At 59.2% G+C, this 23,966-nt stretch carries 22 protein-coding genes and 2 pseudogenes; 10 read left to right on the top strand and 14 right to left on the bottom strand.

Going from position 1 to position 23,966, the window contains the following annotated elements; translation table 11 throughout:
• Positions 1-162: 162 nt before the first annotated feature.
• Positions 163-570: pseudogene (locus VSR34_RS25670) on the top strand (ATP-binding protein); the annotation flags it as partial.
• A gap of 170 nt (positions 571-740) precedes the next feature.
• On the opposite strand, the gene VSR34_RS25665 reads toward VSR34_RS25670, so the two are convergent.
• Positions 741-2,468, bottom strand: coding sequence for a sugar translocase (locus VSR34_RS25665; protein WP_342963915.1), 1,728 nt, complete (start codon positions 2,466-2,468; stop codon positions 741-743).
• 75 nt (positions 2,469-2,543) lie between these two features.
• A complete protein-coding gene (locus tag VSR34_RS25660) occupies positions 2,544-2,798 on the bottom strand; it encodes a hypothetical protein (RefSeq protein WP_342963914.1) in 255 nt (84 codons plus the stop codon).
• Positions 2,799-2,885: 87 nt separating this feature from the next.
• On the opposite strand from VSR34_RS25660, the pseudogene VSR34_RS25655 reads away from it, so the two are divergent.
• A pseudogene (locus VSR34_RS25655) lies at positions 2,886-3,268 on the top strand (transposase); the annotation flags it as partial.
• A 220-nt stretch (positions 3,269-3,488) separates the two neighbouring features.
• Here VSR34_RS25655 and VSR34_RS25650 read toward each other — a convergent pair.
• The 8 genes from VSR34_RS25650 to rfbF are packed head-to-tail and all read right to left on the bottom strand — an operon-like array spanning position 3,489 to position 10,854.
• Entirely contained in the window at positions 3,489-4,481 is a 993-nt protein-coding gene (locus VSR34_RS25650; RefSeq protein ID WP_342963913.1) for a glycosyltransferase family 2 protein, read from the bottom strand.
• Complete coding sequence (locus tag VSR34_RS25645; protein WP_342963912.1) at positions 4,478-4,930, bottom strand: GtrA family protein; 453 nt, start codon at positions 4,928-4,930, stop codon at positions 4,478-4,480. Before VSR34_RS25645 ends, VSR34_RS25650 begins: the two co-directional genes overlap by 4 nt.
• Positions 4,905-5,834 (bottom strand): transketolase C-terminal domain-containing protein, encoded by a 930-nt coding sequence (locus tag VSR34_RS25640; RefSeq protein WP_342963911.1) that lies wholly within the window; start codon positions 5,832-5,834, stop codon positions 4,905-4,907. Before VSR34_RS25640 ends, VSR34_RS25645 begins: the two co-directional genes overlap by 26 nt.
• Positions 5,831-6,637 (bottom strand): transketolase, encoded by an 807-nt coding sequence (locus VSR34_RS25635; protein ID WP_342963910.1) that lies wholly within the window; start codon positions 6,635-6,637, stop codon positions 5,831-5,833. The genes VSR34_RS25640 and VSR34_RS25635 overlap by 4 nt, the downstream gene beginning before the upstream one ends.
• Positions 6,634-7,647: an NAD-dependent epimerase/dehydratase family protein gene (locus tag VSR34_RS25630; protein WP_342963909.1), complete on the bottom strand. Its 1,014-nt coding sequence runs from the start codon at positions 7,645-7,647 to the stop codon at positions 6,634-6,636. Before VSR34_RS25630 ends, VSR34_RS25635 begins: the two co-directional genes overlap by 4 nt.
• A 41-nt stretch (positions 7,648-7,688) precedes the next feature.
• Positions 7,689-9,002: a lipopolysaccharide biosynthesis protein RfbH gene (rfbH, locus tag VSR34_RS25625; RefSeq protein ID WP_342963908.1), complete on the bottom strand. Its 1,314-nt coding sequence runs from the start codon at positions 9,000-9,002 to the stop codon at positions 7,689-7,691.
• A gap of 11 nt (positions 9,003-9,013) precedes the next feature.
• Positions 9,014-10,084: a CDP-glucose 4,6-dehydratase gene (rfbG, locus tag VSR34_RS25620; RefSeq protein WP_342963907.1), complete on the bottom strand. Its 1,071-nt coding sequence runs from the start codon at positions 10,082-10,084 to the stop codon at positions 9,014-9,016.
• A complete protein-coding gene (gene rfbF / locus VSR34_RS25615; RefSeq protein ID WP_342963906.1) occupies positions 10,084-10,854 on the bottom strand; it encodes a glucose-1-phosphate cytidylyltransferase in 771 nt (256 codons plus the stop codon). Before rfbF ends, rfbG begins: the two co-directional genes overlap by 1 nt.
• A 357-nt stretch (positions 10,855-11,211) precedes the next feature.
• Here rfbF and VSR34_RS25610 point away from each other — a divergent pair, with 357 nt between their 5' ends.
• The 3 genes from VSR34_RS25610 to VSR34_RS25600 all read left to right on the top strand — a co-directional run bounded on the left by VSR34_RS25610 (position 11,212) and on the right by VSR34_RS25600 (position 15,407).
• A complete protein-coding gene (locus VSR34_RS25610; RefSeq protein WP_342963905.1) occupies positions 11,212-12,195 on the top strand; it encodes an NAD-dependent epimerase/dehydratase family protein in 984 nt (327 codons plus the stop codon).
• Positions 12,192-13,214 (top strand): glycosyltransferase family 4 protein, encoded by a 1,023-nt coding sequence (locus VSR34_RS25605; RefSeq protein WP_342963904.1) that lies wholly within the window; start codon positions 12,192-12,194, stop codon positions 13,212-13,214. Before VSR34_RS25610 ends, VSR34_RS25605 begins: the two co-directional genes overlap by 4 nt.
• A 309-nt stretch (positions 13,215-13,523) precedes the next feature.
• Positions 13,524-15,407 (top strand): nucleoside-diphosphate sugar epimerase/dehydratase, encoded by a 1,884-nt coding sequence (locus tag VSR34_RS25600; RefSeq protein ID WP_342963903.1) that lies wholly within the window; start codon positions 13,524-13,526, stop codon positions 15,405-15,407.
• 39 nt (positions 15,408-15,446) lie between these two features.
• Here the strand turns inward: VSR34_RS25600 and cysC are convergent, their stop codons facing one another.
• Positions 15,447-16,145 carry an adenylyl-sulfate kinase gene (gene cysC, locus VSR34_RS25595; RefSeq protein WP_342963978.1) on the bottom strand — a complete coding sequence of 233 codons (699 nt, stop codon included), beginning with the start codon at positions 16,143-16,145 and terminating at the stop codon, positions 15,447-15,449.
• A gap of 127 nt (positions 16,146-16,272) precedes the next feature.
• On the opposite strand from cysC, the gene gmd reads away from it, so the two are divergent.
• Positions 16,273-17,310, top strand: a complete 1,038-nt coding sequence (gene gmd / locus VSR34_RS25590) for a GDP-mannose 4,6-dehydratase (protein ID WP_342963977.1) — start codon at positions 16,273-16,275, stop codon at positions 17,308-17,310.
• The gene (locus VSR34_RS25585) at positions 17,310-18,197 is read left to right on the top strand and encodes an NAD-dependent epimerase/dehydratase family protein (RefSeq protein ID WP_342963902.1); all 888 of its coding nucleotides are present in this window, start codon (positions 17,310-17,312) and stop codon (positions 18,195-18,197) included. Before gmd ends, VSR34_RS25585 begins: the two co-directional genes overlap by 1 nt.
• Positions 18,198-18,344: 147 nt before the next feature.
• Here VSR34_RS25585 and galE read toward each other — a convergent pair whose 3' ends face one another.
• Positions 18,345-19,376 carry a UDP-glucose 4-epimerase GalE gene (galE, locus tag VSR34_RS25580; protein WP_342963901.1) on the bottom strand — a complete coding sequence of 344 codons (1,032 nt, stop codon included), beginning with the start codon at positions 19,374-19,376 and terminating at the stop codon, positions 18,345-18,347.
• Between the two features lie 32 nt (positions 19,377-19,408).
• A complete protein-coding gene (locus VSR34_RS25575; RefSeq protein WP_342963976.1) occupies positions 19,409-20,527 on the bottom strand; it encodes a glycosyltransferase family 4 protein in 1,119 nt (372 codons plus the stop codon).
• Between the two features lie 248 nt (positions 20,528-20,775).
• On the opposite strand from VSR34_RS25575, the gene VSR34_RS25570 reads away from it, so the two are divergent.
• From VSR34_RS25570 to VSR34_RS25560, 3 genes are all read left to right on the top strand, one after another.
• Positions 20,776-21,147, top strand: a complete 372-nt coding sequence (locus tag VSR34_RS25570; RefSeq protein ID WP_342963900.1) for a CidA/LrgA family protein — start codon at positions 20,776-20,778, stop codon at positions 21,145-21,147.
• Complete coding sequence (locus VSR34_RS25565) at positions 21,144-21,890, top strand: LrgB family protein (protein ID WP_342963899.1); 747 nt, start codon at positions 21,144-21,146, stop codon at positions 21,888-21,890. The genes VSR34_RS25570 and VSR34_RS25565 overlap by 4 nt, the downstream gene beginning before the upstream one ends.
• A 443-nt stretch (positions 21,891-22,333) precedes the next feature.
• Positions 22,334-23,377 carry a class I SAM-dependent methyltransferase gene (locus VSR34_RS25560; RefSeq protein ID WP_342963898.1) on the top strand — a complete coding sequence of 348 codons (1,044 nt, stop codon included), beginning with the start codon at positions 22,334-22,336 and terminating at the stop codon, positions 23,375-23,377.
• A gap of 328 nt (positions 23,378-23,705) precedes the next feature.
• Here VSR34_RS25560 and VSR34_RS25555 read toward each other — a convergent pair.
• A partial coding sequence (locus tag VSR34_RS25555) for a hypothetical protein (protein ID WP_342963897.1) occupies positions 23,706-23,966 on the bottom strand: 261 nt, incomplete at its 5' end.

Below are 23,966 nucleotides of genomic sequence, written 5' to 3'. Positions count from 1 at the left end.
AATGAAACAGATGTTCGCCAGGCGGCCCATATGGCTGTTGTGTGATCATGACACTGCTTCGATCCACAGCCGCTGGAAGTCAATTGCGAGCATCCGGGTATCAGGGCTTAATCCGAGTGCGCTTGGCAGCACTGGCTGCGGCGGGCGAAATCTCGATGCATGCGTGCCGAGAATTTCTTGCTGCTCGGGCCCAGTGGTGTGGGCAAAACCCATCTTGCTGTGGCACTCGGATATCGGGCAACGCAGGCTGGGTTTCGCACCCGCTTCATCACTGCCGCCGATCTTCTGATGCAAGTGACGACGGCGTTGCGGCGTAACCAACTTGAGGAAGCCATCAAGCGGGTCACCAAGCCCTACAAGCTGATTATCATCGACGAAATGGGCTACCTTCCGATGGATCGCGAGCAGGCAAATCTGCTGTTCCAGGTGGTGGCCAAACGATATGAGAACGGCAGCCTGGTCCTGACGAGCAAATTGCCATTCGGCCAGTGGGACCAGACCTTCGCCGACGACGCCACGCTCACGGCGGCACTCCTCGATCTGCTGCTTCATCACGCACGGCTGTTGCGTCGCTTTTGGCGAAGAGAGCGTCGCGCGGCAGCGGCCGCCGAGTGTTCTAATATTCCACCCACGAACAAACTAGTGGTCAACTTTCCGCAGCAAGCCCGTTCAGATCGCGATTCTCGTCGGATCGCTCGTCCTCATCGAATGTGCGTGGAAGTTCGTGGGATCGTTTCCGCTCATCCCCTAGCCCCGACGATAAACAGCACCTGATTGCCATTGGGGCTGACGAGCGCGGGGCCGTGACCGAGCGCTTTCGCCAGATCTGCCTCGATCTGTGCGCCATGGTCAGCGTATCCGCGGCGGTCGACCCACACGGCTGAGAAGTCCTTATCGCGGATGGTCGCCACCTGCTGGTCGATGGGCTGCGTCGACAGTTGGCGCAGGAACAAATCGCCTTCCCTTCCCTTCATGCCGCCATAGCTCCAGCGAATCGCCTTCGTATTGAGGTAGCCAGCAAGCTGATCGTAGGCGTCGAGTTGATGCAGCGGCGGAATCTCCGGATAAGCCATATACGGGAGCTGGTAGACCATGCTTCCGGTAGGAAGGGCGCGCTCGACAGCCGCTCCGAAAGCCTTGTCACTCTCGTAGTTGGCACGGTAGGTATCAATCGGCGCAACGGGCGATGCCGGCGTCTGATCCCAGATGACCAGCGCGCACAACAAACCAGATAGCGCCATCGTGTGCGGTCGCTTCCATCCCTGTATCGCTCTCTGCAGCAGGAGCATAGCGGCTGAGATCGCGAAGAAAGCGACGAAGACGCTCGCGCGGTTCCACGCCCGTATCTTGGCCGACACCAGCATGGCAAAGAGGGATGACAGGCCGCCGATCGAGCAGAACAGGACAAAAATCAGCGCGAGCGCGGCGAGTAGCGAAACGGGCTCATGCCGGCGCGGTCCGATCAGCGTCAGCATGAGCGCGATAAATCCGACGCTGCCGATCATCCCCAGCGCGCCAGTCTGGTTTTCGTTGACGAGCGGGAACGTTTGCATGTACCGGTTCGTTATCCCGGCCAGAGTCGCAGAGCGGTGAGCCTGCCATGGAAGCAGCAATTGCGCGATCTTCATGCCGTAGGTCTCGGACTCTGACGGAATGCGATCAGCGACCTCACTGTTCATTCCGTGTGCGCGCTCATATGCAAGCGTAGGCGCGACGTTGGCCACGACGCCAGCAAGGAGGATGGCGCAGGCGATGATGCCGGCGCGGCCTGATGCGACGGATCGGGAGGCCAACACCCGGACGAGAGTTGCGGCGGCGATCGTCATTGCACCGAAGAATGCGTAGTAGACGCCGAAGCACGTCAGCACAAGCATTGCGGCTGCATGCATCAATCCCCTGCGGCCGGAAAACTTCAGGTCGCCCCGGTATGCCTTGCGCGCGTACCACGTGAAGATAGGCGCCACGAAATACCAGGTGTAGAACAGATGCATGACGCGCATGAAGTGGAACGGCAGCATCGTGAAAGCGAACGCGCCGGCAAAGCTCAGGGAGCGCCCCACTTTCAGGTAGCGCAGCACCGCATAGGCGAAGACAGCGTTGAGCGCAAACCCAGCGAGATAGAAGATGTTGTAAGCTGCGCCGGCACTATGGAATAGCTTGCCGATGGTCTTGAGCGCGAGCAGAGTGCCGGAGTCGGGAACCGGGTAGTCGTAGAGAGCCGAGCCAAAAGGGGCACCGAGCCTCGGCGAGACATACACCCAGCCGCCCTCGATGATGTGCTGGATCGTGCCCAGGATAAGCATCCCGTCGCCACCGTAGTAGAACGGGCTCCCAAGGATGTGCAGTGCCCGGCCTCCCGCAAAGTGCCAGCCAAGAATCGATGTGGCCAGCGCCAGCGCGACGCCGACCACGATATCGGGCCTGATATTCGATTTCTTGAGGGAAGCCACCCTTCCGATGCTAGCCATGTCCGATCCGGTTGCCAATGAGAGATCGGTATTCTAACTGACGATAGCCGGGCCATCTTTGGGCAAGGTGCCAGATCAATAGTTGTTCTTCTGGTTACATCCGGTCGTGGTGTGAGCAGAAGTCACCAGCCTGTTATTCGAGATGATGCGGGAGGTGTCGGCAGCGTTATTGATGTAAATCGTCGTGGCTTGCAGCGTGTTCCCATACGCCACCACGTTCGAAGCCCCGGAATAGTTAATCGAGATCCCGGCGTTGAAAATGGTGGAAGTGGAACCGATCGCGTTCCCCGAAATAATCGTCTGGAGTGGAGCTACGGCATTCGTGGACAAAATGCCGGTTCCACTACTCGGGGTGTAGTTGTAAATCGTAAGCCGCGGGAATGCTGACCACTACACCACTGGCGTTCGATCGCTGCCGCCATCAACGTGCACGACATCAATGCAGCCGAAGCGTTGTTGCACGGCCAGGAAAAAGGATGTGTACTCTGACGCCGGATATCAGGGGATTGAAAAGCGATGTCAGGCGAACCCGGTACGCTGGCATGTCGCGATGCGAGCGGGCAAGCGTCGACACTGGACCTGACCAATCGTCTGGACGCGACATGCAACCAGATTGAGCGCCTGAAGGCTGGCGTGCGCGCTAACGTTGAACATCCGTTTCGCGTGCTCAAGCAGCAGTTTGGTTATACGGTTATACGAAGACCCGCTACCGAGGATTGGTGAAGAACACCGCGCAGATCACGACCCTGTTTGCGCTGGGCAACCTCTGGATGGCGCGCAAGGCTTTAAGCAAAGCGTAAAACGCCCTGCGCATCAGGCCGTGAGTCTCGGCAAACGAAGGTCATCCTGCTTCAAAAGCCGGACGACCAACGTGCTAGCAGACTCTGCGGCCGATACGCCCAACCTGAAAAAAGATCGGCGCTCCGAAAACATGTTGTGCAAATCTTCCCTAGCTTTTATTAGTGAATGGGTAGCCGATGTATCCTTTACGGTGAGATCTGTCATGGAATTCAATTCAGGTTAGGCTGCAGGCGCAATAGAGTCCGATTCTTTAGTAGCGACCGAATCTGCATCGGCAGACCCGGTGCCGTTGATCCTCTCTCGTTCGATCACTAACGGTCGTTTCTGCGCATAAGTCAGAATTGCGCCGACGTACTCACCCAGCAAGCCGATGAAAAACAGTTGAACCGAGGAAAAAAAGAACAACCCGATGAGCATCGGGGCGCTTCCCATGCTGAAACTATTCCAGTACAGCAACTTCAACACCAGGTAGACGAGCGACAAACAAAGGCTTACGCCCGACAGGAAAAACCCGCCGATCGCTGCAAGCCTGAGCGGCACCTTCGAATGCGAGGTGATGCCAAGCATTGCTATGTCGTACAGCGTATAGAAGTTGTTCTTCGAAATCCCGCGTTTGCGTCGCGGTTGCACGTACGGCAACTGAATCACATCGAAGCCGATCTCGCAGATGAGCCCCCGGAAATACGGATAGGGATCGTCGATTTTCCTCAGGATTTCAATAATTTTCCGATCATAGAGCCCAAACCCCGTGAAATTTTGAATGAGCTTGACGTTTGCAATGCGCGTGACTAGACGGTAGTACATGCGACGCAGAGCAAAAAAGAGCGCGGACTCTTTCGACTCAGGCTTCACTCCGATCACGATCGGCGCGCCCGCAAGCCACTTCTCGACAAAGTCACGCATCAAATCGGGAGGGTCCTGGAGATCGGCTACGAGGAGAATGACGGCGTCGCCCTTGGCCTGCATCAGTCCATACATCGGAGAGCGAATATGGCCGAAATTTCGCGCATTGACGATCACGCTGACGGCCGGGTCAGTCGCGGCGATGTTGCGCAACTTGCTGACAGTCGAATCGGTGGATGCATTGTCGATGAACAGGTGGTCGTATGTCACACCAGGAATCGTCGAGAATACTCGGCGAGCCTCGTTGTAGACCGTCTCCACGTTCTCTTCCTCGTTGAAACAAGGGGTGACGACCGTAACATGCTTCATGGGAAATTGAAAACAAACTGACGGTTAAGGATGAATGCAAGCAGGCTGAGCGGAATCAGCATAAGCGCGTTTGCGACGTAAATGCCGGCGCCATGATCGAGCAGCAAACGTACGCCGCCGAGATTCACCAGATAGACGACACAGTAGACGCCCACGAAACGCCAGAAACGCGAGCGGGGAGCGCCGGAAAAAACCAGTCGCCCAACGCTCTGGAAGTTGAACATCACGCCACCGACCGTTGCGAGGCCAATTGCGATTGGGTAAACGACACCAACATAGGTGAGTAGGGCGAACAACGTGTATCCGAACGCGGTGTTGAGTCCGCCAACAATCAGAAAGCGAACAAGCTGAATGGCCGTGTTTCGCATTGGCTCGCCAGCGAGACGACGCTCGCTTCCCGTCCCGGCTACAAAATCGTCAGGCTTACTGTTGGAGTTGGGCGCTTGCATCAAGTGCCTTTCTGATCCGTTTCTCGACTGTCTCAGGGGCCAATCCGTGGCTCTCCATCAGATACGCATAGTTACCGCATATCTCGCTGAAACGATCCTGAATGCCGACCCGCACAAATGTTCCCAGATAATGCCCCATGAGCGTTTCAGCGACGAGTCCGCCAAGTCCGCCGTAGATCGAATGCTCCTCGAACGTGACAATCGCCTCTCGGCCTTTTGCCAGTCTGCGAAGTGACAATTCCGGGAACGGCTTTAGACAAGGTACGGAAACGACGTCTGCATTGCCCAGCGTTGCTGCCACTTTTTGCGCAAGCTTGAGGCCAGAGCCAGTACCAACAAACAGATAGGGAGCGTCGGTGTTAGTCGCCGCAATCAAATCGCCGTTTGACCAGTTGATGAGCGGCGCACTATGGATGTCACCGAGATCTGCCTTGCCGATCCGAAGGTAAGCGGGACCCGGATTGCGCATGATGCGTTCCGCGCATGCAGTCAATTCGAATCGGTCGCCAGGCGAATAAATCGAAATGTGGGGTATGGCACGCAACGCGGCGATATCTTCGGTGGACTGATGGCTTGTGCCAAGCTGAGCGTAAACGACTCCAGCCCCGTCGCCGATAAAGGTAACAGGCAAATTCTCATAGCAGACATCAATCTTGATCTGCTCGAGCACGCGGATCGGTACGAACGCTGCCAGGCCATAAACGATCGGGCGGAACCCCGCCTTCGCCAGCCCGGCCGCGACGCCAACCATATTTTGCTCGGCTATGCCGCAATTCAGATACTGATCGGGGCACGCGTGTCGAAATGCATCGAAGAGCGCGTAACCGTGGTCGCCTGTCAGCAGCAATACCTTGGGGTCTTGTTTGGCTGCAGCTACCAATGCGTTCGAGAATGCATCTCTCATTGCCGGCCTCCCAGCTCAGACACGGCAGCTTCATACGTCTGTGGTGTAAGCCGTGTGTAGTGCCAGATGTTGTCGTGTTCCATGAACGAGACGCCTTTCCCCTTAACCGTCTTGGCGATTAGCGCCTTTGGGCGGCCATTCTTCTTATCTTTGAATTGCTGGTAGGCGGCGCCGATCGCAGCTTCGTCGTGGCCGTCGATGCTCAATGTGTCGAATTCGAAAGCCGCGAACTTCGCGGCGATGTCGCCGAGTCCAATGACCTCGTCGGTCGAGCCCATGGCTTGAAAACCGTTCACGTCTACGATTACGACGAGGTTGTCCAGTTTGAACTGCGCAGCGAAAAGGGCCGCCTCCCAGATCGTCCCCTCGTTCAATTCGCCGTCTCCAACAAGCGCGTAGCACATTTGCTCCGACTTGTTTCTCTTCGCACCTAAAGCGAGTCCGACACCAACAGACAGACCATGCCCCAACGAACCGGAAGTGACTTCGATACCCGGCACGTGTGCATCTGCCAGCCCCTTAAGGTGGGTGCCATTTCCGAAATACCGGGCGATGTCCTGAGCCGCTAGCCAGCCGATCTCATGCAGGCAGGCATATTGCGCCATAACGCCGTGCCCCTTACTGAGCACCATGTAGTCGCGCTGTGCGGCGCGTGGGTCGTTCGCATCGAAGCGCAGATGGTCTCGATAAAGCACAGCAAGCAACTCCACGATCGAAAACGCGCATCCGATATGGACTGTCGAGCCCGCAAATGCCATGCCCAGTATGGTCTTGCGCAGGTGAGTTGCATCGAATTTCTTCATGCTGTGACCGCCATGCGGTTCCAGTTGATCGTCTTGAGTAAGGCGCGTTCGAAGGGCGTTATTTCTTCGACATCGAGGGCGCTGCGCGCCTTTGCCGTAGCCGGAACGTACCTCGGGGCGGGAGCGTCTGTTGGAGGTATGCGCGGTATCGCACGGGTGTTGGATCCGCACAGCGACTCGATCATACGTGCCAGATCAATGATCGAAATTTCGCGTTCGGATCCTACGTTATAAGCATGGCCGCATTCGCCGGAATGCAACATCCGAAGGAGCCAAATGCAGGCGTCAGCCATATACAGATAACTGCGCACCGGGCGCCCGTCGCCGTTGATCGTGATAGGGCGACCAGCCAGCGCATCGCGAATGAAATTTCCCGCCGCAAATGGCCCGTCAAGCGGAATGCCCGGACCAATGAGAGCGTAGATCCGTGCAATTGTCACGTGCAGGTTGCTGTGGCGTCCGTACGCCGACGCCAGCCATTCTGCCGCACGCTTACCTTGACCATACGCAGCGTCCACGTCGAGCGGATCGGGTGCTCCGCTAAATGTCTCCGGCATGTGGCTAAGCACTGGCGGCTGAGTGCCGTATATTGCACCGCTCGAGGTGAGCAGAAAGCGAGATGCGCCGTGCGCTTGAGCGAAGTCCAGTGCATTTCGCGTGCCGATTACATTAGTGTCGAAAACACGCAGTCTGTCTGAGGCTTTCGCGGGATCGGCAACGTCGGTTGCCGCATGAATGCATAAGTCAATTGACCCGACGTCGGTCTTGAAATCTGTCACGTCGCCTTTGACGAGCGTAACATCGGTGCCAGCGAACAAATGAGGCGCGTGGGCGCGCGCCTTGTCTGGGTCGCGGCTCAGTGCGACGATCTCGATTTCGCTGCCTCTTACGCGATTGGCATGCTGTACCACCTCAAGCAGCCAGGAACCGATAAAACCCGTTCCTCCGGTGATAAAAAGCCGCGCGCGATCGAACGCGGACCAGACCGCGGCGGTCTGGTCGACGATCAAATCGAGATCCTCAGTGGGTAGCGGCTTTCGCATATCGTATTTCAGAAGTTGACGCCCAGAAACGTCTCAATCTTTTCAGCGACGAAGTCGAGCATCTCTTTGCTGAGGCCAGGATACACGCCGACCCAGAAAGTACGATTCATGACGATGTCCGTATTTGTGAGTTCACCGCTGACGCGGTACTCCCGGCCGATCATGTAAGGCTGACGCGTGAGGTTGCCTGCAAAAAGCAGTCGCGTACCGATTTTGTTCTGATCGAGGTAATCCAGCAGGTCCACCCGATTGAATTCGGCTTCCGGCTTCAACGTAATAGGGAAGCCAAACCATGAGGGATCGGAGTTCGGCGTCGCGTGGGGAAGAATCAAAAATTCCTTGCAGCTTTGCAGACGGTCGTGGAGGTATGCGAAGTTCTCGCGTCGAGCCTTTACAAAACCTTCTAGACGATCCATCTGTGCAAGCGCACACGCTGCCTGCATGTCTGTGATTTTCAGGTTATAGCCCAGGTGCGAGTAGGTATATTTGTGGTCGTAGCCTTCTGGCAAATTGCCAAGCTTCCAGCAAAACCGCTTGCCACAGGTGTTGTCTTTGCCCGGTGCGCAGTAGCAGTCGCGACCCCAGTCGCGGAACGATTCCGCGATCAACTTGAGCTCGGGGTTGTTCGTGAACACGGCGCCGCCTTCACCCATGGTGATGTGGTGTGCGGGATAGAAGCTGAGCGTGCCGATGTCGCCGAACGTACCTACGAGTTGGCCGTTATAGGTTGCGCCCAGCGCGTCGCAGCAATCTTCGATGAGCCAGAGATTGTGCTTTTTGCAAAGGGCTGCAATGACCTCGAGATTGTAAGGATTGCCCAGTGTATGGGCGAGCATGATCGCTTTCGTCTTCGGCGAAATGGCTGCTTCGATCTTGCTTGCGTCGATGTTGTACGTACCCAGTTCCACGTCGACAAAAACGGGGACTGCGCCGAACTGAATGATGGGATTGACCGTGGTGGGGAAGCCCGCCGCAACTCCGATCACTTCGTCACCGCGTTTGATCGCCCGGTCGCCGAGCTTCGGGGAGGTCAGTGTGGAGAACGCAACGAGATTGGCGGACGAGCCCGAGTTGACGGTAATCAGGTAATTCACGCCGAGATACGCCGCGAGCTTTTTTTCGAACTCGTCGTTGAAACGCCCGGTCGTTAGCCAGCCGTCAAGCGATGCTTCGACCATGAGCTCCATTTCGCGGGCGCCTATCACTTTGCCGGAGGGAGGGACCACGGTTTTTCCGGGCTCGAATTCTGGCCGTTGCGTCGCAAGCGAACCGTATTGCTGCACGAGTTGGATAATCTGCTCTCGGATCTGATCTTTATTCATGGCGGGTAGTCTTAAGACTGAGTGTATTCGTCAATTTGGGCCAAACTGACTGCTCGCATATCTTCACCGCGGGCGGCGGCCTTGTACCAACTGACGATATTGTCGATCGTCCGGTCGAGATTCCACCGGGGGCGCCAGCCAAGGCGCGCACGCGCTTTCGAGCAGTCGAGTTTCAGATAAGTGGCTTCGTGCGGGTGCTCATTGCCGTCCAGTTCCCAACGCGCATTGTCACCCCATTGTGATGTGAGCCGCTCGACGATCGCCTGAACCGGCTGAGCATCCGAATCGTTTGGGCCGAAGTTCCACGCTTCGGCGTGACGCGGCCCCGCGGTATAAAGGCTTTCCGCGAGGACCAGGTAGCCACTCAGTGGTTCAAGGACGTGTTGCCATGGCCGAATCGCGTTTGGATTGCGGATGCTGACCGTCTCTCCATCAGCGATTGCACGCATGATGTCGGGGATGAGCCGGTCTACTGCCCAGTCCCCGCCCCCGATGACATTGCCGGCGCGGGCGCTCGCGATCGCGACGCCGTGTTTATCGTACGCTGCGGGATTGAAGAAAGAACTACGGTAGGCGGCAGTGACCAGTTCGGTACAGCCCTTGCTGCTGCTGTAAGGGTCGTAGCCACCCATTGCTTCATTCTCGCGGTAGCCCCATTCCCATTCCCGATTCTCGTAGCACTTGTCGGTGGTGACGATCACGACGGACCGCACGCTTGGCACATGTCGAACAGCCTCGAACAAGTGCACGGTACCGAGAACATTCGTCTCGTAGGTTTCCACCGGATTCACGTACGATTCGCGCACGAGCGGTTGGGCTGCCATATGAATGACGACTTCTGGCGCAGCCTCCCTGATCGCATTGAATAGCGATTCGCGGTTGCGGATGTCCCCAATGATCGATTCGATGCCGTCACCGATCCGCGCGAGCGTGAACATGTTCGGCTCTGTCGAAGGGGCGAGAGAATAGCCCGTGATTCTGGCGCCGAGCGCCTGCAGCCAGAGCGTCAGCCAGCTGCCTTTGAAACCGGTATGCCCCGTAATAAAGACCTTTTTGCCACACCAGAATGCACTGTCCGTCATCACCACACCTTCCAAGGCGCCTTGCCGCTCTGCCAAAGCTCTTCCAGATAATTTTTGTCCCTCAACGTGTCCATGGGCTGCCAGAAGCCTTCATGCTCGTACGCGGAAAGTTGACCATCATTGGCGAGTTGCTCCAGCGGTTCGCGTTCCCATATGCATTGGTCGTCCGAGATAAGATCGATTACCTTCGGGGAGAGCACAAAGAATCCGCCATTGATCATTCCGCCGTCGCCCTTCGGCTTTTCCTTGAACGAACTGACCTTGCTTTCCTTGATATCCAGTGCGCCGAAACGGCCCGGCGGATAGGTGGCGCTGAGCGTGGCAAGGGTTCCACGCTGCCTGTGATATTCCGTGAGCGTATTGATGTTGATGTTGCTAAGTCCGTCGCCGTACGTGAAGCAAAAGGCTTCATCGTCCTTAACGAAATCTCTCACCCGACGCAGACGGCCACCCGTCATCGTCGATTCTCCCGTGTCGACTAATGTGACCTTCCAGGGCTCGGCATATTGCTGATGAACCTTCATTTCATTCGTACGCATATCGAACGTCACGTCCGACATATGAAGGAAATAGTTCGCAAAGTACTCCTTGATCACGTAGCCCTTATAACCGCAGCAGATCACGAAATCATTGACTCCGTAAGCCGAGTAGATCTTCATGATGTGCCACAGAATCGGTTTGCCCCCGATCTCTATCATCGGCTTTGGGCGATTGGCCGTGTCTTCGGAAATTCGAGTCCCAAGTCCGCCTGCGAGAATGATGGCTTTCATCGAAATCCTGTGGTCTATCGGTAGATTCTGAAGGCAGTGATCTGGCTTACTGGTCAACGCGACAGCAGTCGCAGAACCACGCCGCGATGCGCTGCGCGCACTACGCGGCTATTGGGGGCGTCATTCCGATTGTTCCGCTCGGAAGATCGCGGAAGACCTAGTAAGGTCCGTGCATTATATTGTTACACCCCAACGTTGCATAGCAACCGAGGAATCGCAAGGGGGCCGGATCCGGGGGCAATGATCCGTTACACTAGATGTTCTGCGTCACAATCGAGTGCAGAGACCGTACTAGCGTGTTCCTTTACCGGACATATTCGTATTTCCTTCGACTAGCCTTACCTGGAACCAACACCGATGCATGTCGTGGTCACGGGCGCGAACGGCTTCGTGGGCCGCGCCCTTTGCCGAACTCTTGTCGATAACGGGCACCGCGTAACCGGTATTGTCCGCCGTGCCGGCACAGCGCCGGCGGGTGTCACCGAATCGGTCCATACATCTCCAGATTTCACTGATATCGACGCCCATTGGCCCGGGAAGTCCGGCGCCGTCGACTGTGTCGTGCATCTCGCCGCCCGTGTGCATGTCATGAACGAAGTGGAGACCGACGAGACACAGCGCGCATTCGATCAAACCAACCTCGAAGGCACCCTGCGCGTCGCGCGCGCCGCGCAACGCAATGGCGTGCGGCGTTTCATCTACGTCAGCAGCATCAAGGCGATCGCCGGCAGCGCGAGCACGCGCGAACCGCTGCGCGAAGACGCGCTCGCACAGCCGGACGACGCTTATGGACGTTCTAAGCTGGCCGCGGAACGGGCACTGGCAGAACTGCGGCGCGAGACGGGGCTTGATGTCGTGATCGTGCGGCCGCCGCTCGTCTATGGCCCCGACGTCGGAGCCAACTTCCGCAAGATGCTCGACGCCGTCTGGAGAGGGACGCCATTGCCGCTCGGCGCCGTGGATGCACGGCGCAGCCTGCTCTTCGTCGACAATCTGGCCGATGCGCTCATGCATTGCGCATCCGACGCGCGCGCGGCGAACAGTTGCTTTCATCTGGCTGACGATGGCGCGCCTTCGGTTGCCGAACTGCTGCGGGAGATCGGCAAGCATCTTGGTCGCCCGGCGCGGCTTGTACCGGTGCCCGTGTCGTTGCTCAAGCTCGCTGGCCGTCTCACGGGAAGAGCCGCACAGATCGAGCGCCTCACGGAAAGCCTGGTTCTCGACTCATCGGCGATCCGGCGACAGTTGTCTGGCTGGCAACCGCCATACACGCTGGACGAGGGACTACGCGCGACGGCCGACTGGTACCGCGCATGGCGCATGGAGCAGGGGCGCGCATGAGGGAGGCTCTTGACGTATTCGGAACATCCGCGTGGACCGTGCTACTCACGGCTGCTGCGTCGGCTCTTGCAAGTTTTCTGATCCTGCGCTGCCTGCTCTCGACCGGCCTCGCCTGGCGTATTGCGACCGACGTGCCGAACCATCGCTCGCTTCATGCCAAGCCGATTCCGCGCGTTGGTGGTTGGGGGATCGTACCGGTCGCGCTCGCAGCGCTTTTCTGGCATGTGTCGGACACGTGGTTGATCGCCGTGGCGGCGGCGGCGCTCGCCCTGGTGTCGCAGATCGACGATCGTCGCGATTTACCCGCGCGCATCCGGTTTGCGGTCCATTTCGGGGCAGTGGTCGCGCTGGTCGTCATCTGGCCTGCGGATGCGCCTTGGTGGCTGCTCGCAGGCATCGGCTTTCTGATGCTCTGGATGATCAATCTGTATAACTTCATGGATGGGGCGGATGGCCTCGCGGGCGGCATGGCGCTGTTTGGTTTCGGCGCCTACGCGGTGGCGGCTCTGGCCACGGCGCATCCGTCCTTGGCGTTGGCGGAGGCTGGTGCCGCCGTCGCCGGCGCATCGCTCGGCTTCTTGTTCCTCAATTTTCATCCTGCGAAATTGTTTCTGGGTGACGCCGGTTCGATCACGTTGGGCTTCCTGGCGGGCGCACTCGGCTATTGGGGTTGGCGCGGCGAAGTCTGGCCGCTCTGGTTCCCAGCCCTGGTTTTTTCTCCTTTTATTGCGGATGCGTCAATCACATTGCTGAAGCGTCTGTGGCGTAGGGAAAAGTTCTGGCAAGCGCACCGGGAGCACTACTATCAGCGCATGGTGCGCTCAGGTGTCGGTCACGCCCGCACGGCAATCTGCTGGTATGCCGTGATGCTCGCGGGCGTCGTCATCGCGCTGTGGGCGCTGGAGAGGCAAACATGGCAGCAATGGCTGATCCTCGCTGCGTGGTACGCCGTTCTTGGTTGCTGTGGCGCGGTCGTCGATTTGCGCTGGCGAAGCTTTCAAAAATCTTGCGTCGACTAGCGACACCCTCTTGCGCATTGGGAAAAGACGTATTTGTAACGCTGTTGAGACGTTTGTTTCGCATGCGAAACTCTCCCCGCGCATCGCAACCATTAAGATGAGAGCGCGGTGACGCCAATTTGGTACACGATCAAGGTTGCGGGCATAATATCTGCTGCGGCGCCGCGGCATGGAGCGGGTCCCCTAAGGCAGCAATGGCCAGGTTTGTTGCGCGTGGTATGGAGATTGGCCTCCAAAGAGATCGTCACCGATTTTTAAGGGCCGAGCTTTCCATAATCTGACGCCAAATAATTTCGAGGTTTGCCGCCAATGTTGCGATCCAAGGCTTCTTGGTTGTCGTTCGGTGTTTTTTTCTTCGACATGCTGGCCGCCGTGGCCGCGTGGCTTGTCGCGTATGTCGTTCGCTTCAACGGTGAAGTTCCGGCTTCCTTTCTCAAGGGCGGATGCATTGCGCTCCTCTGGGTGCTCCCCGTCTACGGCGCGATGTTTCGCACCTTCGGCTTGTACCGTGGCTTGTGGGTATTCGCGAGCCTGCCTGATCTGATGCGCATCGCGAAGGCGATCATGGTCGGCGCGCTCATCGTGATGATCGGCGCGGTCATGTTTCAGCCAAAGCCGATCATTCCCCGCTCGGTCCTCGTGCTCACGCCAATGCTGCTCTTCCTTGCGATGGGCGGTGCTCGGGCGATCTATCGGGCGAGCAAGGAGTTCTATCTTTACGGCGGCCTCGTTGGCCGGGGCAAGCCCGTGCTGATCCTCGGAGCCGGAGGGGCGGGCGCGAGCCTTGCCCGCGAACTGTCGCGCTCGGGCGAATGGCGCCTTGTTGGCCTTCTCGACGACGATGTCGCGAAGCAGGGCCGCGAGATCTATGGGTACAAGGTTCTCGGCCCGATCAATGACATTGCACGCTGGACCGAAACGCTCAAAGTTGAGCACGTCATCATCGCGATCCCGTCCGCGCCGGTGGAGACGCAACGACGCCTCGCCACGCTCTGCGTGCGCCTTGGCGTCAAGGCGATGGTCTTGCCTTCGCTCACCGCCCTAATGCCCAGCCAGGGTTTCCTGTCGCAGATCCGGCAGATCGATCTCGAAGACCTTCTTGGCCGTGACGCAGTCAACATCGACACCGCCCACGTTGAGGCGTTGCTGCGAGACCGTGTGGTGATGGTCACGGGCGCGGGCGGCTCGATTGGTTCCGAACTCTGCCGCCAGATCCTGAAGTTCCAGCCTGCGCAACTCATTGCGTTCGACCTTTCCGAGTATGCGATCTACCGGCTCACCGAGGAGATTCACGAGCGCTTTCCTGAACAGGCACTGATCTCGTTCATCGGCGACGCGAAGGACTCGTTGCTCCTTGACCATGTGATGTCGCGTCACGCCCCGCATATCGTCTTCCATGCGGCTGCGTACAAGCACGTGCCGTTGATGGAGGAACTCAACGCATGGCAGGCGTTGCGCAACAACGTCCTTGGCACGTATCGCGTTGCAACCGCAGCGATTCGCAATGGCGTACGCCATTTCGTGCTGATCTCGACTGACAAGGCCGTGAATCCGACCAACGTCATGGGCGCAAGCAAGCGTCTCGCCGAGATGGTGTGCCAGGCGTTGCAGCAGACGAGCGAGCGCACGCAGTTTGAGACGGTCCGCTTCGGAAACGTTCTGGGTAGCGCTGGAAGCGTCATCCCGAAGTTCCAGCAGCAGATCGCGAGAGGCGGCCCGGTCACTGTCACCCATCCGGAGATCACGCGCTTTTTCATGACGATTCCCGAGGCGGCGCAGCTCGTGCTGCAGGCATCGAGCATGGGGCAGGGCGGCGAGATCTTCATTCTCGACATGGGCAAGCCGGTCAAGATCGTCGATCTGGCGCGTGACCTGATCCGTCTTTATGGCTTCGCCGAAGATCAGATCCGTATCGAGTTCAGCGGCTTGCGTCCTGGCGAGAAGCTCTATGAGGAACTGCTGGCCGATGACGAGATGACCGCACGTACGGCGCATCCTAAGCTGCGCATTGCGCGGGCGCGCGAGGTGCCGGTCAATCTGCTGGACGAATTGCTGCCGTGGCTGATGCAGCACCGGGTTCCGGGCGACGATGAAGTGCGCCGAGACCTACGGCGCTGGGTTCCTGAATATCAACCGGCAAGTGTGTCCAAGCTACAAAGTGTGGGTGGGACGTCGGTGAGGGCCGCCAGCTGATTCCTCAAACAGAACTGCAAGAGCTGCGCCAGACATTGATCATTTTCCGCCAATGGCGACGTAACGAGTCGCCATCTTGAGCGCTCGTTCTCCGACACGGCGAATAGCGATCTGGCGTTCACGTACCAGGTAATCGACGATCAGGTCGACACAACGTTCGACCGTATGGTCTTGCGTGCGCAGTGTGAGATCTGAATGGACTGGCGGGCGATAGGCTGAGCTGATGCCGGTGAACTGTGGAATTTCACCGCGGCGAGCGCGTTGATAGAGTCCTTTTGGGTCGCGCTTCTCACAAACTTCAAGTGGGGTATCGACGAACACCTCGACGAAAGACGCATCTCCGATGATTCGCCGCGCATTCTCTCGATGCTCGGGCTCGGGGGAAATGGTCGCCGTGATGGCCACAAACCCCTCATTGCAAAAAAGTGCTGCCACGTGGGCGATGCGCCTGAGGTTTTCGCTGCGCTCGCCGTTGCTAAAGCCAAGATCTGAATTGAGGCCCATGCGCAACTCGTCGCCGTCGAGCATCGTTGCTCGCACTGCAAACGTTTGCAGTCGACTGACCAAAGCGCGCGCGATGGTCGACTTGCCTGCTCCCGACATGCCGGTGAGCCAGATAACAACTCCTGCGGACGTTGCTGTATTCACTGCTTGTTGCCTCGATCGATAAGCCGATTTGTCCGAAGCCCATTGTAACTTTCGAAATTTTTTTTGTAACGGTCGTGTAATAAGCTGCAACAAATTCGCAGGCGTCTAACATTGGCAGACTTGCGCGGCGCGAGTCGAATCCTGGCTTGATAGATGTTTACTTACCGCTCGCGAAGCATCTCCGCATGGCATTATTGGAACACTCAAGGGAAAGAATATCGTGAAATCGGCAATCATTACGGGTATCACCGGCCAGGACGGCGCGTACCTGGCGGAGCAGCTTCTAGAAAAGGGCTACATCGTCTACGGCACCTACCGTCGGACGAGCTCCGTCAATTTTTGGCGTCTCGAGGAACTGGGCGTCGCCCATCATCAAAATCTGCGCCTCGTCGAGCACGATCTGCTGGACGCGGGCAGTTGCATCCGACTGGTGGATCGCGCTCAGCCGGACGAGGTCTATAACCTCGCCGCCCAAAGCTTCGTGGGCGTCTCCTTCGAGCAGCCTGCGCTCACCGCACAGGTGACCGGGGTCGGCGCGCTAAATCTGCTCGAAGCGCTGCGCATCATCAATCCGAAGGCACGTTTCTACCAGGCCAGCACGTCCGAAATGTTCGGCAAGGTGCAGGCCATTCCTCAGACGGAATCGACGCCGTTCTACCCGCGTAGCCCGTATGGCGTCGCGAAGCTCTACGCGCACTGGATCACGGTGAACTACCGCGAAAGCTACGACTTGTTCGCGTCGAGCGGCATCCTCTTCAATCACGAGTCGCCGCTGCGCGGCCGCGAGTTCGTGACGCGCAAGATCACCGATTCGCTCGCGAAAATCAGCCTCGGCCAGCTCGATGTGCTCGAACTCGGCAACCTCGACGCGCGCCGCGACTGGGGCTACGCGAAGGAATATGTCGAAGGCATGTGGCGCATGTTGCAGGCCGACCGGCCCGATACCTATGTGCTCGCAACCAACCGCACGGAAACCGTGCGCAATTTCGTCAACGCGGCGGCCAGGTGCCTCGGTTTCGACATCGAATGGGAAGGCAGCGCGGATAACGAAATCGGACGTGACCGCAAAAGCGGCAAGACGATCGTTCGCGTGAATCCCGCGTTCTACCGTCCGGCGGAGGTCGATCTCCTCATCGGCGATCCGCACAAGGCGCACGAGGAGCTTGGCTGGGCACCGAAGACTTCACTGGAAACGCTGTGCCAGATGATGGTCGAGGCTGATGTTGCGCGCAACAAGAAGGGGATGTCGTTCTGATGGCTTCAGTTCTCATTACAGGAGCCGAAGGCTTCACGGGGCGTTACGTTGTTGATGCATTGCGCGCTCGCGGTCATCAGGTCTCGAGTCTCGTTCGTCGCTGCGACGTGCCCACACCCGATGTGTACGCGTGCGATCTGCAGGATCGCGCAGGGCTTGCCGAGGTGGTCGACCGTGTGCGGCCCGACTGGGTCGTGCATCTCGCCGCGATCTCGTTCGTCGGGCACGGCAATCCTGGCGAGATCTACGCGACCAACGTCGTGGGATCGCGCAATCTGATCGAGGCGCTCGCAGCATGCGAAAAGAAGCCTTCCGCCGTGCTGCTGGCAAGTAGTGCGAACATTTATGGCGCGGGCCCGCTTGGCCTGCCGATCCCGGAGACTGCGCCGTATCATCCCGCGAACGATTACGCGGTGAGCAAGGTCGCGTTCGAGTACATGGCGCAACTCTGGATGGATCGTTTGCCGATCATCATCGTGCGTCCGTTCAATTACATCGGCGTTGGCCAGTCGCCAAGCTTTCTTGTTGCGAAAATGGCGGATCACTTCCGTCGGCGTGCGCCGGTCATCGAACTGGGCAATCGCGACGTAGCTCGCGACTTTTCCGATGTGCGCTGGGTGGCCGACGTGTATTGCAGGCTGCTAGAAAAGGCGCCGGTCGGCGAAGTCTTCAATGTGTGCTCGGGCCATGCAGTCACGCTCACCCACGTGCTGCAAACGATGTCCACGATCACCGGTCACGATATCGAGGCGCGGACCAATCCCGACTTTGTGCGTCAGCACGAGGTGAAGTCGCAGTGCGGTGATAACCGGAAGCTGTTGAACGCCATCGGCCAGTTCGACGCGCCAACGCTCTACGACACGCTGAAGTGGTTGTTGTCCGAGTAGCGATTCGTCCGGAAGGCGGCGCGGCCAGGGGGCGGCGAGGCCTCCAGGCGGGCGGTAAGCGCCCTCATGTGCCGCCAGCAGTGCCACGCCTGGCGGCCAGCTGGCCGCCGGCGCGCCAGCCCGAAAATCACGCAGGCGCCATTGAACTTACTCAAACCCCAGCGGATTCCTCTCCTGCCAGCGCCAGTGATCGACACACATGCGCTCGATCCCGAACTCCGCCTTCCACCCGATGAGCTTTTCCGCTGCAACCGGATTCGCATAGCACTCAGCGATGTCGCCGGGCCGACGCGCCACGATCTCATACGGCACGGGCCTGCCCGATGCCTGTTCAAACGCCTTCACGACATCCAGTACGCTATAGCCGCGTCCAGTACCCAGATTCACGACGAAACCCTCGCCGCGCGAGGCAAGCGCGTCGAGTGCCTTGAGGTGGCCCTTCGCGAGATCGACCACATGGATATAGTCGCGCACGCCCGTGCCGTCCGGTGTCGGATAATCGCCGCCGAACACGCGCAGCTTCTCGAGCTTGCCCACCGCGACTTGCGCGACATAGGGCATGAGGTTATTCGGAATGCCTGCCGGATCCTCGCCGATCAGCCCGCTTTCATGCGCGCCCACCGGGTTGAAATAGCGCAGCACTGCAATACGCCACGACGGGTCCGAGATCTCGACGTCGCGCAGAATCTGCTCGGCGATGAGCTTCGACTGGCCGTACGGATTCGTCGCCGAGAGCGGAAACGTCTCGTCGATCGGCGAGCGCTCGGGCATGCCATACACCGTGGCCGAAGAGCTGAACACGAACTGCTTGACGCCATGCTGGCGCATCACGTCGAGCACCACGAGCAGTCCGTCGACGTTGTTGCGGTAATACTCGATCGGCTTCGCCACCGATTCGCCCACGGCCTTGAGCGCAGCGAAATGGATCACGCCCGTAATGCGGTGCGCCTCGAAAATGCGTGAGAGTGCGGCCGCGTCGCGCACGTCGGTTTCGTAGAACGCGACCGGCTTGCCGGTAATCCGTTCCACGCGCTTGAGCGATTCACTGCGGCTGTTCACGAGATTGTCGATGGCGACCACGTCATAGCCGCCATTGAGCAGCTCGACGCAGGTGTGCGAGCCGATGTAGCCCGCGCCGCCGGTGACGAGAATGGTGCCCTTTGAATTCGTCGCAGTCATGCCGTGTTCGTTCCCGTGAGATCCAGACTCGATCAAAAAGTCGATCCGGTAATTTCCCGGATCAGTTCCCGGTAGCGTTGTACCACAACGCGTTCATCGAATTCTTTCTCAATTTTTTTTCGGCCGCGCTCCGCCATCGCGGCGCGCGCCGCCTGGTCGAGGTCCAGCATGCGCGCGAGGCTGGCGGCGAGCGAGGCGGTGTCGCGCGCTTCACAGAGCAGGCCGTTCACGCCGTCGGCGACCACTTCGCGGCAGCCGGGCACATTGGTGGCGACGATCGGGCGGCCCATCGCGCTCGCTTCCATCAGCGTGCGCGGCACGCCTTCGCGGTACGAGGGCAGAACGACACAGTCCGCATCGGCGATATAGGGACGCACGTCGGCCGTCTCGCCGAGATAGTCGATCACGCCTTCGCGTTCCCACGCCGCGACCTCGTCGCGCGAGATGGCGCTCGGGTTGTCTACGCCTACCGGGCCGAGCAGCCTGAACCGCGCGTGCGGATAGCGCGCGCGCAGCGTGCGTGCAGCTTCGACGTACTCGCCCACGCCCTTGTCCCAGAGCAGCCGGCCGATCAGAACGAAAGCAAACGCTTCGCGCTCGGGCAGCGGCGTGAAAGGGAAATCTTCGAGATCGACGCCTTCGCCGTGCAGCAGCCTCGCGCGCTCGGGGTGCGCCAGGAGGTTGCCTTCCTTGAAGGCGGCTTCATCGTCCCGATTGAGGAACCACACTTCGCGCGGGAAGCGGAACGCAAAGCGATACAGCCGCTTGGCGACCTGCGCGGCGCGGCTCTTCTGGATGAACACGTAGCCCAGGCCCGTCGTGACCGCCACCGAGGGCGTGCGCGCGAGCCAGGCAGCAATCGACCCGTAGATGTTCGGCTTGATCGTGTAATGGAACACGACGTCCGGCTTGAGCGCGCGATAGTGGCGATAGAGCGCAAGCAGGGTGCGCAGGTCGTCGAGCGGGTTCGTGCCTTTCGATGCGACCGGCAACTCGACGCATTGGCAGCCCATGGCGGCGAGCGGCTCGAAGGTACGGTCGCGCGGGGCGATCACGGTGACCTGCGCGCCGGCACCGGTCAGCGCACGCAACAGGCCACGCCGATAGGTATAGATTGCCCAGGCGGTGTTGCAGACGAGGGCGACATGCAGCGCACGCCGATGGGTGGCGGACTGGGGCGCGTTGGCGGCGGCAGCGGTTCGGGCGGGCGAGGAGTTCACGAAGGCGGGAGCGTCGATGGCGGGCGATGGCGTCAGCGGCCGGGGCGCACATTTTAGCCGACGGGCGTCGAGATCCGCCCGAGCCGGGCGCCGGCAGGCTGAACGATTCCCTGCGCCTCGTGCGCCGTTGGGCTACACTGCGCGCCGCGCCTATTCCCAGCCTCGCTCGACCCTCAGCCATGCTTCGTTCCCTAGCCGCCCTCCTGATCTTCCAGTGTCTCGGCGAGAGCGTGTCCTACGTGTTCTCGCTGCCCGTGCCCGGCCCCGTGATCGGCATGCTGCTGCTGTTCGCCTTCGCGATGATGCGACCCGCCGCCGTGGAGGCCATCGAGCCGACCGCGCTCGAATTGTTGCGCCATCTATCGCTGCTCTTCATTCCGGCCGGCGTCGGCATCATGGTGTCCGCACAGGCGGTGAAGGGCGAGGCGCTCGCCGTGATCGCGAGCCTCGTCGTGAGCACGACGCTCGGCATCGCCGTGACGGCGCTCGTCACGCGCGCGCTGCTGCGCCGCCAGCGCCGCGGCGATACGGCCGGGGAGGGCACATCGTGAACAGCCATCTGCCGATTACGAAGCTCGATGCCATCTGGGTCTATCTCGCCGCCACGCCGCTGCTCGGCTTGACGGTCACGCTCGTCGCCTATCTCATCGCCATCAACATCTACGCGCGCGCGAGGCACAATCCGCTCGCGAACCCGGTGCTGATCGCCGTGGCGCTCGTCGTCGCCGCGCTAAGGATCACCGATACGCCATATCGCACCTATTTCGAGGGCGCGCAGTTCGTGCACTTCCTGCTCGGCCCCGCAACGGTCGCGCTCGCATTGCCGCTGTATCGCCAGTGGGACAAGCTTAAGCGCGGCGCGCTGCCACTCCTCGCAGGTCTCGTTGCCGGCTCGCTTACGGCGATCGTCTCGGCAGTGGGCGTTGCCAAGCTCTTGGGCGCCTCGCATCAAACGCTTGCCTCGCTCGCGCCGAAGTCTGTTACAACGCCCATCGCCATGGCCGTCGCCCAGAAGGTAGGTGGTATTCCTTCTCTCACCGCCGTGCTCGTCATTTCAACGGGCATATTCGGGGCCGTGAGCGCGCGCTGGATCCTCGATTTCGTACGTGTGCGCGAGCCTGAAGTGCGCGGCTTTGCGATCGGCGTGGCGTCACACGGCATTGGCACCGCGCGTGCCTTTCAGGTGAGCGAGGAGATGGGCGCTTTTTCGGGGCTCGGCATGGGCCTCAACGGTGTGTTCACCGCGTTCGTCGTGCCGGTTGCGCTGCCAGTGCTTCTGCGGTGGTTGGCTTAGCGTTCCCGCCATCCGGCTTGAAACCGACCATAGACATGAGCAAGCCGCTTAGTCCGTCATGGCTAAATGACCGGGCAGCGAACAACCAGGCGATCAACTTTTTTATCTTGTTTTTCTGTATCAATTCACTCTAAAAGTGCTTCATTCGACGGTATATTTTGCATTGGATGCGGATGTACCGTGCAGGCGCATAAACCACGGGATCACGGAGGGTTACCCTATAGTTGATGCGCAGCAACAGCTGGCTAGGGAGGGAAAAATGCGAGATGCATTTGGGTCATTCGCTTCTGGGCTACGCGCAATTCTCCTCCGAGGCCTGGATCGCTTATGCTGGCGACTCTCAATGCTAGAGACCTATTTAGCACTTCCACCAGGGCGAGAAAGATTTGTTCCGGTGGCCTTCATGACACGCGACCGCACACGCGATGTAGGAGTGAAAAGGCATGACCTTGATGAAAAGCCTTGGCCGTTCGATCGGCCCGATCCGCAGACTGCACGATAACCGTAATGCACTAGCTGCGGCACTTCAATCGGCAGAAGAGCAAGTTCGCAAGGCAGAAGAGCGAGTTCGCAATCTGGAAAATCTGGTGGAGGCCACGCGCCGCACACCCTTCTTCGCCTATTACACCAACTTCGACGCGCTCGAATGCATGCGCCGCCACGAAGTGCATGACCGAAAGCCCACACCGGGATTCCAGACGAATTGGCTTGGCGTGCTGGTGGACCCCAAGATTCTCCCCTTCCTGGCAGATCAGGGTGGCAAGCTGGACCCGTTCCCGCTGCCAGCCAACTGGCATGCAGACATCGCGGAATGGGCCTCCGCGTTGCATGCGGTGGAATTGGCGCGCCCTGACACCTTCAATATGATTGAACTGGGCTGTGGATGGGGTTGCTGGATGAATAACGCCGGCGTGGTGGCAAAGCGTACCGGCCGCAAGGTGCATGCTATCGGCATTGAGGCCGACGAAGGCCATATTGAGTTCGCCCGCGAGGCACTGGCACGCAACGGGTTCTCACAGGACGAATACACGCTTCACCGCGGCATCGCTGCAGCCACCCATGGGACCGCACTATTCCCGCGTCAAGAGCACGCTGGCCACCATTGGGGGCTGGAACCGGTCTTCGGTGCTACGCAAGAGCAGCAAGACCAGGCCGTGGCCACCGGTAGCCACGACTTGTTGCCGATGGTTTCCTTGGAGGCGGCTATTGGCGACCGAGATCGAATCGATCTCCTGCACATCGACATCCAGGGCGGCGAGGCGGACCTAATCGAATCGTGTATGGACATCCTCAACGAGAAGGTGGCCTACGTTCTGATCGGGACTCACTCGAAGCACATCGAAGGGCGCCTGTACGACATTCTGAAGCCCAGCGACTGGTTGATTGAGATGGAGCGTCCCGCCTTCTACCAGGTGAAAGACTGGAAACCCGAGCTGAGCGTGGATGGCGTGCAAGCTTGGCGTAATCCACGTTTCCTTCCGCTGTGATCCCGTCACTAGAAGGCAGCCCTAGCAACGCTGCATGAGCAGCACCTTGACTACTGCTAGCGCGCCGATGGATGCCCGCGGCGGCGCGTCGATGAAAGGCTCTACTGGATCGACGTGCAGGCAATCTTCTCGCACCTTGCCTGCACGGGATCGATGCCGTGATCTGCGAACCTGCCGGCTCCAGGCCACTGGCTAGCTGGAATTTCAGCAAAGCCCGAGCTTTTGAGTCAGATGCCAGCGACGTTCACCTGATGCAGACAGCCGCAACCAGGACAGTCGAAGGACATCGTGCGCGTACCGTCGTCGCGCTTCAGTTCCTTGATCTTCATCACTGGCTCGCGGCGACCGGCGCGGACGCGGCGGCAGGAGCCGATGCCTCTTTCATGTACTTCATTTCGCGCATTGCGGCAGCCCTCAAGCCGGGATGTTCTGAAATGTGCGGGAGTCCACAGAAGACAATGACTGTCATGGCCAGATACAGATGTCCGGTCTCCGGCTCAATAGAAATGTCCGGTTTTTTGCGAGATTTGCTTCCGTCTTTCCCGGGTTTAATCTCCATTCCGTGTTGAAGGATAGCGTCTGGAGCAGC

It is taken from the genome of Paraburkholderia sp. JHI2823 (genome assembly GCF_038900695.1).
Classification (GTDB): Bacteria; Pseudomonadota; Gammaproteobacteria; order Burkholderiales; family Burkholderiaceae; genus Paraburkholderia; species Paraburkholderia mimosarum.
Note: the sequence above shows the minus strand (reverse complement) of the source record. Positions and strands in the feature narration are given on the sequence as shown.

Excerpts from the sequence above, each read along its gene's own strand:
- VSR34_RS25665 (WP_342963915.1), bottom strand. The coding sequence starts at position 2,468 with ATGGCTAGCATCGGAAGGGTGGCTTCCCTCAAGAAATCGAATATCAGG.
- VSR34_RS25650 (WP_342963913.1), bottom strand. The coding sequence starts at position 4,481 with ATGAAGCATGTTACGGTCGTCACCCCTTGTTTCAACGAGGAAGAGAAC.
- VSR34_RS25645 (WP_342963912.1), bottom strand. The coding sequence starts at position 4,930 with ATGCAAGCGCCCAACTCCAACAGTAAGCCTGACGATTTTGTAGCCGGG.
- VSR34_RS25640 (WP_342963911.1), bottom strand. The coding sequence starts at position 5,834 with ATGAGAGATGCATTCTCGAACGCATTGGTAGCTGCAGCCAAACAAGAC.
- VSR34_RS25635 (WP_342963910.1), bottom strand. The coding sequence starts at position 6,637 with ATGAAGAAATTCGATGCAACTCACCTGCGCAAGACCATACTGGGCATG.
- rfbH (WP_342963908.1), bottom strand. The coding sequence starts at position 9,002 with ATGAATAAAGATCAGATCCGAGAGCAGATTATCCAACTCGTGCAGCAA.
- rfbG (WP_342963907.1), bottom strand. The coding sequence starts at position 10,084 with ATGACGGACAGTGCATTCTGGTGTGGCAAAAAGGTCTTTATTACGGGG.
- rfbF (WP_342963906.1), bottom strand. The coding sequence starts at position 10,854 with ATGAAAGCCATCATTCTCGCAGGCGGACTTGGGACTCGAATTTCCGAA.
- VSR34_RS25610 (WP_342963905.1), top strand. The coding sequence starts at position 11,212 with ATGCATGTCGTGGTCACGGGCGCGAACGGCTTCGTGGGCCGCGCCCTT.
- VSR34_RS25605 (WP_342963904.1), top strand. The coding sequence starts at position 12,192 with ATGAGGGAGGCTCTTGACGTATTCGGAACATCCGCGTGGACCGTGCTA.
- VSR34_RS25600 (WP_342963903.1), top strand. The coding sequence starts at position 13,524 with ATGTTGCGATCCAAGGCTTCTTGGTTGTCGTTCGGTGTTTTTTTCTTC.
- VSR34_RS25585 (WP_342963902.1), top strand. The coding sequence starts at position 17,310 with ATGGCTTCAGTTCTCATTACAGGAGCCGAAGGCTTCACGGGGCGTTAC.
- galE (WP_342963901.1), bottom strand. The coding sequence starts at position 19,376 with ATGACTGCGACGAATTCAAAGGGCACCATTCTCGTCACCGGCGGCGCG.
- VSR34_RS25570 (WP_342963900.1), top strand. The coding sequence starts at position 20,776 with ATGCTTCGTTCCCTAGCCGCCCTCCTGATCTTCCAGTGTCTCGGCGAG.
- VSR34_RS25560 (WP_342963898.1), top strand. The coding sequence starts at position 22,334 with ATGACCTTGATGAAAAGCCTTGGCCGTTCGATCGGCCCGATCCGCAGA.